The organism is Deltaproteobacteria bacterium (assembly GCA_019308925.1).
Lineage (GTDB): Bacteria > Desulfobacterota > B13-G15 > B13-G15 > RBG-16-54-18 > JAFDHG01.
The window spans coordinates 1-6,933 of sequence record JAFDHG010000092.1; the positions used below are offsets into that span (position 1 = coordinate 1).

At 47.1% G+C, this 6,933-nt stretch carries 10 protein-coding genes and 1 pseudogene; 3 read left to right on the top strand and 8 right to left on the bottom strand.

Annotated elements, in window-relative coordinates; translation table 11 throughout:
- Positions 1-138 precede the first annotated feature (138 nt).
- From JRI46_11885 to ltrA, 8 genes and pseudogenes are all read right to left on the bottom strand, one after another.
- Positions 139-438 (bottom strand): UPF0175 family protein, encoded by a 300-nt coding sequence (locus JRI46_11885; protein MBW2040265.1) that lies wholly within the window; start codon positions 436-438, stop codon positions 139-141.
- Between the two features lies 1 nt (position 439).
- Positions 440-895, bottom strand: coding sequence for a hypothetical protein (locus JRI46_11890; GenBank protein ID MBW2040266.1), 456 nt, complete (start codon positions 893-895; stop codon positions 440-442).
- A gap of 249 nt (positions 896-1,144) precedes the next feature.
- The gene (locus tag JRI46_11895) at positions 1,145-1,495 is read right to left on the bottom strand and encodes a type II toxin-antitoxin system PemK/MazF family toxin (protein MBW2040267.1); all 351 of its coding nucleotides are present in this window, start codon (positions 1,493-1,495) and stop codon (positions 1,145-1,147) included.
- A gap of 1 nt (position 1,496) precedes the next feature.
- Entirely contained in the window at positions 1,497-1,718 is a 222-nt protein-coding gene (locus JRI46_11900; GenBank protein MBW2040268.1) for a hypothetical protein, read from the bottom strand.
- Positions 1,719-1,900: 182 nt separating this feature from the next.
- A pseudogene (locus JRI46_11905) lies at positions 1,901-2,215 on the bottom strand (type II toxin-antitoxin system PemK/MazF family toxin).
- On the bottom strand, positions 2,215-2,469 hold the full coding sequence (locus JRI46_11910) for a ribbon-helix-helix protein, CopG family (protein ID MBW2040269.1): 255 nt from the start codon (positions 2,467-2,469) through the stop codon (positions 2,215-2,217). The pseudogene JRI46_11905 and the gene JRI46_11910 overlap by 1 nt, the downstream one beginning before the upstream one ends.
- A 72-nt stretch (positions 2,470-2,541) precedes the next feature.
- Positions 2,542-2,679 carry a hypothetical protein gene (locus JRI46_11915; GenBank protein MBW2040270.1) on the bottom strand — a complete coding sequence of 46 codons (138 nt, stop codon included), beginning with the start codon at positions 2,677-2,679 and terminating at the stop codon, positions 2,542-2,544.
- 226 nt (positions 2,680-2,905) lie between these two features.
- Complete coding sequence (gene ltrA, locus JRI46_11920; protein ID MBW2040271.1) at positions 2,906-4,234, bottom strand: group II intron reverse transcriptase/maturase; 1,329 nt, start codon at positions 4,232-4,234, stop codon at positions 2,906-2,908.
- A 783-nt stretch (positions 4,235-5,017) separates the two neighbouring features.
- Between ltrA and JRI46_11925 the strand changes: the two genes are divergently transcribed.
- The 3 genes from JRI46_11925 to JRI46_11935 all read left to right on the top strand — a co-directional run.
- Positions 5,018-5,797 carry an ATP-binding protein gene (locus JRI46_11925; GenBank protein MBW2040272.1) on the top strand — a complete coding sequence of 260 codons (780 nt, stop codon included), beginning with the start codon at positions 5,018-5,020 and terminating at the stop codon, positions 5,795-5,797.
- Positions 5,773-6,363, top strand: coding sequence for a MerR family transcriptional regulator (locus JRI46_11930; protein MBW2040273.1), 591 nt, complete (start codon positions 5,773-5,775; stop codon positions 6,361-6,363). Before JRI46_11925 ends, JRI46_11930 begins: the two co-directional genes overlap by 25 nt.
- Before the next feature lie 433 nt (positions 6,364-6,796).
- A partial coding sequence (locus tag JRI46_11935; GenBank protein ID MBW2040274.1) for a hypothetical protein occupies positions 6,797-6,933 on the top strand: 137 nt, incomplete at its 3' end.

Here is a 6,933-nt window from a genome sequence, read left to right on the forward strand (position 1 = left end):
ATAAGGACTCAGACAAGGCCGGGCTGGCGTTGGGGATGTCACCCTGCAAAAAATATCATTTTTGCGATGGAGAGGTATTTCCTCTTGACAGGGTGCCCTTTAATGGGTGACCCCAAATCCCTGTTCTGAGCTAACTACCTACCATACTTTCCGCAGGTTCCGTAACCCCTTCAGGTAATCTTCGTACTCTATATTCGCCTCTACACCATGCTCCTTCAATATCTCCATCATCTCCGATATCGAAACGCCAGCTATCCGTGCCGCTTTCTCAATAGATGCCTTTGATTTCTTATAATGCTCTATTGCAAGCATTGTCCTTCCACGTTCAACAAGCTCCCTTACCGCCTTTGACAAATCCCTTTTCTCTTCTTGAGCCAAAGACAAGAGAAAAGAGTAGTCGTCGTCGTTTATGCGTATGCTCACGGTTTTTCCGGCCATCTTAAGCACCCCCTTTGCGTATTTGCTCTATAGCATCCTCGATTATCGCCTTGCTGTACCTACCAATGGATTGAAGCTTCTTAATCTTTGAGATGGCTTCATCCATGTCTATGAGCTGTTTTTCAAAGGCCCTTAACACAAAGGCAACTGCTGTGACAAAATCAATCTTCAGCGCTTTACATGCCCTTATCGCATTTCTATCATCTGTTGCTACCATATGTGCCTTTTCTTGAAGGGCAAGGGCTAAAGCCTCTGCCTCGCCTGCACCGATGTTAAAGTCATTCCCAAGCTTCTCAATCAATTCACGACCCCTTGCTTTCAGAACTTTGATTTTGCCTTCACCCATGAGACTTAATATTGCTGGAGTTTCTTCTCTGCCTTCAACACTCACTTCCACCTCGACCTTTTCAGGGATTATCACCCTATCGTGGAAGTCTGCAATAACCAGGTCAAGCATTTCAGTCTTTGCAAGCAAGATCAAAGTTGACGAATCGAATGCCACCACGATTATATGGTATACGTTTGTATGACAAATGTCAATATATTATCGTCTTGAATGGAAGCAAACATATGACCTGTGAGCTATCACCTATGAGCCAAGAGCTACCTGTCCTGCCTGCCCCTGTAGGGAGAAATGACCGTATCGGGGTGAAGGGTTTGATCCTATTACTTCACAAAGAGCTATTTCATCAGGATCAGCTATCAGCTATGAAGTATGAACGCCGAGATGAATCAAAAGTGTTTGTTCTATCTCCTTTAGTTTTTCTTCTGATATACTACTTAACAATTTTACCAGCCTTTTCTTGTCTACTGTTCGGATTTGATTAGATTTTACCTTTGAATCCATAGGCAGATTTGTCTCTGCTTTTGGAAGAAAAGTCTCAAAGGGATATATTTTTTCTGTTTTTGAAGTGAGTGGGAGAACTGTTGTTGTATCAGCAAATTGGTTATTTCGATCGTTGGAGATTACCAATGCAGGTCTTGTCTTTCCTATTTCATGGCCAACAACTGGCTCCAATGAAACCAGCCAGATTTCACTTCTTTTGGGGAAATCCATATTACATCCATCCCTCTAACGTGATTTTTTCCCATTCTTTATTAAGCTTCTTATCCTCTTCCTTTGTTGCTTTATAACCCTCAATAAGAAGTTCATCCAACTTTCTCTTTTTCTCTCTTTCTAATCTCTCCTGTACTGCCTCAGAAATGAAACGGCTCTTGTTGGGTATAGTTTCTAATTCCCGACTTAGTTCTTCGGGCAGGGTAATGTTTAACCTCTTCATAATTATCACCTCCTGTATTTAAGATACACCAATAGTTATGTATTGTCAATACATTAGTCAATTATTACATGGTATGGTGAAAGCTAATCAGGACTTCTTAGGACTATGATCTATCAGCAATGAGCTATTGGGGTTCTGTGTATTTTGTAGGTTTGACCCCGATCCCATTCTTTTAGGACAATTTATGGGATGGATAGAGCGAACTTTATAGCGTTGTTAATTTGTTCAATCTTCTCATTCCGAAGGACGGTAATTCTTTCTATCAATAACTCCTTTCTTATAGTTGCGATGGTATCTAAATTCACAACACACCTTTTGGGCAGGCCGTCCTCGGGGCCAAGAATAACCTCTACAGGGATACCCCTAATAGTTGAAGTCACTTCTGCTACTGTTACAGCATTTCTTATAGCGTAAGCCTCATCGCGAGAAAGGAGGACAATGGGACGCCGGCCAATGGGTCTTGGTAATTCAGCCTACCATACTTCCCCCTTGCGCATTACCAGTCCTCTTTAGAAAATACATTCAGAGAAGCCTTCTCCCAAGCCTCTATATCTCTCAGATCTTCCGGCACCCTTTTGTAACCCTCTTCATAGATTCTCACGAGCCTTTCCCTCTCCTTCGTTTCTTTCCACAGCTTAATGGCCTGAAGGATAAATCTGCTTCGACTGAGCCCTTCTTTCTCCCTGAAGGACTCCAATTCTTTAAACTCCTTATCTGGTATACTTATCGCAAATTTAACAGATCCCCTCATAAGCCCTCCTTGGTATGTCATATTTCATACCAAAGTATAACTCAGGTATTCCCCTATGTCAACCATGTCCCTTCAATCCTTACCCCTTAATCCTTCTAACAGCCAACTATAGTATTTATCAAAATTCCACTCCACCCAGGTTTCTTCATAGCTTCTGCGCTCATTTTGGGACAATTCAAGGAAACTGTATTTTGTAGGTTTGATAATCATATAAAGGGCACCTCCTGTCCCATCGCAAAAATGATACAGTAAGAAGCGATGGGGGAAATAGACAGTTAATTAACCAAAAGGAGGTGCCCTTGTCTGCCCTTTAATTTCTTTTTTGACTATAGAGATTAACGATTTAATTTGCTGTCGAGTAGAAGCCATTTCAACCTCCTTTCGGTTTAGACTCCCCTCACAGAACCGAACGTGCAGTTTTCCCGCATTCGGCTCTTCAGGAATGCATCCCCTGCGAGGATAGGGTATACATCAGGTGATATATCCTCGGTTTTGGCAACGGGTTATATACCAGATAGCGAGAGAATTGCCTCCAGTTATAGCTCCTCTTCTGACTCCGTCTATTAATCCACTTGTAGGCAAGACGGATGATCTCCTTGTAGAACGCCCGCAGCCGAACCATATTCCCACTTATGCCATAATAACGATAGTGCCCTATCAACTTCCACTTTAGCACTTTCCACCACTGTTCTAGCTTCAACGTACTGCGGATGCTCTTCAACCATTTTCCCATCTCCTTCACCTTCTGGCTGAACCTGGATTTTGCCGTCCTTCGCCCCAGCTTGAACTTCCCCCTCCTGGTTTTGTCACAATAGTGCGTAAATCCCAAGAAATCGAAAGTCGCCACCCTTTTATCCTGCCTCTGTGCCCTCTGCCATGGATAACGACCAAACTCTATAACCCTACTCTTCTGCTCAGAGATCCTTAACCCGAATTCAGCCAACCTCTCCCTCAATGCCTTGCCAAAGGCCTCCGCCTCATCCCTGTACTGAAAGCAGACTATGAAGTCATCGGCATAACGCACCATCTGAGCAAATCCCCTCAGCCGCCCCTTTACCTTTCTCTCAAACCAGAGGTCTAAGGCATAATGGAGATAGATGTTGGCCAGGATCGGACTCAACACCCCTCCCTGGGGCGTCCCCCTGTCCGTCTCCAGATACCTCCCCTCCTCCATTATCCCAGCCCTCAAGAAACGGCCGATCAGACGAAGCAGATTCCGATCCTTTATCCTCTGCCCCAAACACTCCATCAACCGGGCATGATCCACAGTATCAAAGAACCTCTCAATATCCATATCCACCACAAAATTCACCGGCCCCCTCATTATGGCCTTATCCAGCACATCCAGGGCATCATGACAGCTACGATTGGGACGAAACCCGTAGGATACATCCAGGAAGTCACACTCATAGATCGCCTCAAGGATCTTCTTTATCCCCATCTGCACTATCTTGTCCTCAACTGCTGGTATCCCTAACGGCCTCTTCCCCCCTTTGGGTTTGGGGATATAGACCCTCCTTGCAGGCTGAGGACGGTACCTCCAGCCCTTCATCCTGCCCACCAGATCCCTGAGGTTCTCCTCCAGGTGTGCCTCATACTCCCTGACCCTGACCGTCACCCCATCAATGCCAGGAGCCTTGTCCCTCTTTAGCTCCCGAAAACACCCCCTGAGAAAATCCTCGTTGAGTAAGTGAACCAAAGAGGTAAACTTACACCTCGGATCCTCCCGGGCTCGCTGAGTTATGACCGACAGCTTCGTTGACACCCCTTGCCCACCTCTGTGTGTGGAGGATGTCTTCCCATCAGCCCATCGCATCCCTGCCAGCCCCTTCCCTCCATCCCGTTTCCGGGACTTCTTCGGTACTATGGGCTGATCCGACTCCCAAAGCATCATCTGTGGGGCCTTGCCGTCTATAGGCTTGGCACCACATACCCCTCTACATTGGGGAACACCCTGGGCCTCCCCTGTCTGCCTTCGCACAGGCAGGCGAGTTCCCACGCCATCCCTTTGATACCGTGCCACGGCCTCAGACCCCGGCGGAGTCGATCCCCCCTCGCCATCAGCGGCAGGATCGATGCTGCCTTCGACGAAATGAAACGCCTCGGCCTCCACAACGCTGGTCCTTTCGGGGCTCAATACCTTCACTTTCGTTGCGGCCCGGTATCTCCCTCCCCCTGGCTTCATACGGCTCGTTACCTCACCGCATGCAGGGCTCGGTATCGGGGTGGTGGCTGGCCTTTCCCCAAGTTGGACTCCCCCTTCAGCAAATAGGCTCAACTGCTTCACCTACGCCTCCTTTGCACAACAGGGGTACCAACTGGATGACATGAGCTTTGCACGGCGCACTCATCTTAAAACCTCCTGTATAGCTCCATACCCTTTCCTGCCAACAGTTTACCAGTAAGAATACCGTGGTGGGGAGTTTTGGCAAGAGGGAAAACGTTTCAACTACCAGGAGAGAATCATAGGGACTTTAGCTTGCCTAAGGATGTGTAAATTGTTAATATGATATCGGCTTCATTGCAAAAGTTCAAGGAGAAATTGCCTATGCTGGCCAAGGTATTGAGCAGCGCTGTGCTGGGGATAGATGGTTATATCGTGGAAGTGGAGGTGGACATCTCAGGGGGGCTTCCGTCCTTTTCTACGGTCGGGCTGCCGGAGGGGGCGGTTAAAGAGAGCAAGGATCGGGTAAAGGCGGCCATCCAGAACTCCGGCTATGAATTCCCCCCACGGAGGATCACGGTCAACCTGGCCCCCGCCGATGTAAAGAAGGAGGGATCAGCCTTCGATCTGCCCATCGCCCTGGGGATCCTCTCGGCCCAAGGCATCGTCCCCCAAGACCCCTTGCGGGATTACCTCTTTTTGGGGGAACTCTCCCTGGATGGAGGGATAAAACCTGTTAGGGGTGGACTTCCCATGGCAATGGCGGCCAAGAAGGCAGGATTGCGGGGAATCGTGTTGCCCGGGGCCAATGCGAGGGAGGCAGCGGTGGTGGTGGCAATAGAGGTATTGCCCGTGCGGGGGCTAGCGCAGGTGGTGGGTTTTTTACGGGGTGAGAGGAAGATCCTTCCTGTAAAGGTCGATATGGAGGAGGTCTTCCAAGAGGGGGGGGAGTATACCGAGGATTTCCGGGAGGTGAAGGGGCAGGAACATGGCAAGAGGGCCTTGGAGATAGGGGCGGCAGGGGGACATAACATCCTTATGATCGGCCCCCCAGGGGCAGGAAAGACCATGCTGGCGCGCCGGCTCCCCACCATCCTCCCCCCCATGACCCTCGAGGAAAGTCTGGAAACCACGAAGATATTTCGAAAGTCATTTTTTTTCTGAAAGATTTCAATCAGTTAGCAGAAGCACTTTCCAATCGATTTGCGACTAGTTTCCAAGATAAAAATAAATCTTCGAAAGCCACGCCCAAGCACATAGAATCATTACCAAAACTGTGCTTTTCAACAACCACTATTATTTCAAAATCAAATAGAAATCGAAAGACTGCGAATTATCTCTCACTATTAGAGGTTTGTAAGATTCTCGGTATCGACCGTAAGACTTACCGGCGCCATGAAGGCACATTATTCCCTATAGCTCAAAAAGATCCTACAACTGGCTTCAGGATTTTCACAAAGCACCAGGCCAACCAACTGGAAGCCTTATGGAGTAAGAGGGCAGAATTCTTTAGCAAAAACAGGCATTATCACTATCACAAAACAAAAAACTTTTACTCACTTTTTGAAGCCTGCAAGCTTATAGGGATCAGCCGGAAGACCTTCAGGAAATACGAGGGAGTATTATTTCCTGTTATTTGGCGTGACAACAAGGGGGGACGGAGGCTTTTCACCGAGAAAGATATTGAGCAAATCAGGAAAACTTGGGAGGATCACAAAAAGGGTAAATAACCATCATCCTACCCCATCTGAACAGCTTTAAGCTTCCGTAATTATAGCTTTTTTCTGTTTTGGATTTCGAAAAGTGGCGTTAACCTCCATCCCGCCCTAAAGCAGTACAAAAACCAAATAAACGCTTGACCCATCCAGACACAAGGGGCCTTTTTTTATTGCCCGAGGATGAGGTAATATGATAAAGTGTACTTTCACGTATTTGGAAAAGATCCTTATTTCAACTGTAAAGGGATAAGTGGTTTCTATCTTTATAGGATTAAAGTGGTTTTCGCGGTTTGGTAGGAGAATCGGAAGACGTAAAGATTCATGAGATAGAAGAATTTGGATTCCCCTGGGAATGGAATTGGATCACTTAGCGTCTAATAATCGCATGTAGCGGACCGGGCTAACGGGAGGCCGCCGAACTCCGTTTTTAGAAAAGGAGGTTGTTATGACAAATGTAAAAATGCAAGGAAATGATATTAGGGATAAAAGCGGCAGGAAAATCGGCCACATTCAAGGGAACGACATTCGAGATTCAAGCGGTCGGAAAATAGGCTACGTCCAGGGTGATGATATTCGCGATCA